At 44.9% G+C, this 1,172-nt stretch carries 2 protein-coding genes; both read right to left on the bottom strand.

What is annotated here, in order from left to right; translation table 11 throughout:
* A partial coding sequence (locus tag ACTHUR_RS11515; protein WP_440398658.1) for an O-antigen ligase family protein occupies window positions 1–953 on the bottom strand: 953 nt, incomplete at its 3' end.
* On the bottom strand, window positions 943–1,172 hold a 230-nt coding region (locus tag ACTHUR_RS11510; protein ID WP_440398657.1), incomplete at its 5' end, for a hypothetical protein. The genes ACTHUR_RS11510 and ACTHUR_RS11515, both read right to left, overlap by 11 nt.

The raw sequence follows: 1,172 nt of genomic DNA, 5'->3' as shown, positions 1-1,172 counted from the left end.
GTATAGCTATATGTGTAAGCGGCCTGATTTTGTAATTTGGATGCGACAAATGTGCTGTAAATGTAAATCAGCAGGCAGGGTAGCCAGATGAAGGGCATACGCAAAATGGTGGACGGAATAAAACCTGCTAACAAGAAAATGCCCAAGGCAACCCAAGCCAGTACGCGTGATTTGTTGGTTAGTGCACGGCTTGAGGCAGTGTAGAGGAAATAAAACGCTACAAATGCAATAAAGCCGAGCAGGGAAATTATGCCGAAACCCAGATACAGCTCGATGATGAAGCTGTGCGGGTTTTCAAAGCCCAAGCTGTCGCTCAAATGGCCGCCGAAATATTCGCGAAAATTTTTTGGTCCGTAGCCGGTTAGCAACAGGGGCGGATTATTCCAAAAATAGTTGTAAATCTCCTGACGGTAGGACACAGAGTTGTCGCTGTCTAAATCGAATAGAAAAAGGTATACGCGGCTGGAAAAACGTTCAAGAAAAGGGTTGCCGTTAAGTGACAGCAAAAATTCCGCGATGACACGGGATGGAATCATCGATAATGTTAACGCGAGCAGTCCTGTGGCAATAATGGTAATAAAACCATTTTTACGATAAGCTATATAAATGAGTGAAATCAAAAGGTAGCAGGCAATAGCTGTGCGTGATACGCAAACAAAAATGGCCATACCTAGTAGTAAATATAATCCCCAGCCCAGTAGTTTCTCTTTGTGTTTGCGTCCTTGCAGTTGAAAGAAAAATAGGATGGCGGGTGCGAGGCAAACGGCAGTGGCAGCAAGGTTGTTGGGGTTGAAAAACAGCCCTTTGAGCGAGCCTTCTTTAATGGCCAGTTCATCACTGGCACTGACAAACTGAATGCCGGTAATCAATTCCACAAATGGTGGAATGGCAACATAAAGGGCAAAGACCAATAAAAACTTCTGAATAACGCCCAATGGATCTTCAGCGCGCATAAGCACTTGGTAAAACAAGTAGAAAAAAACCGGCACCGCCATAAAAAACAAGATGTCCATGTATTGAGTCGGTATCAGCGATGTAATGCCCATGTGGATGGCCGGCCAAATACACATGGCGGCCAGGGCGCAGAGCATGACAAAAATTTTGCGCGGAATATGCTTGCCCTCCAAAAAGAATACGGCAAGGCCAATCAATACGAACAACAACGATAAAGG

The sequence above is a fragment of the Neisseria sp. P0021.S007 genome, assembly GCF_051956855.1.
This window is presented reverse-complemented; position numbering and strand designations above follow the sequence as displayed.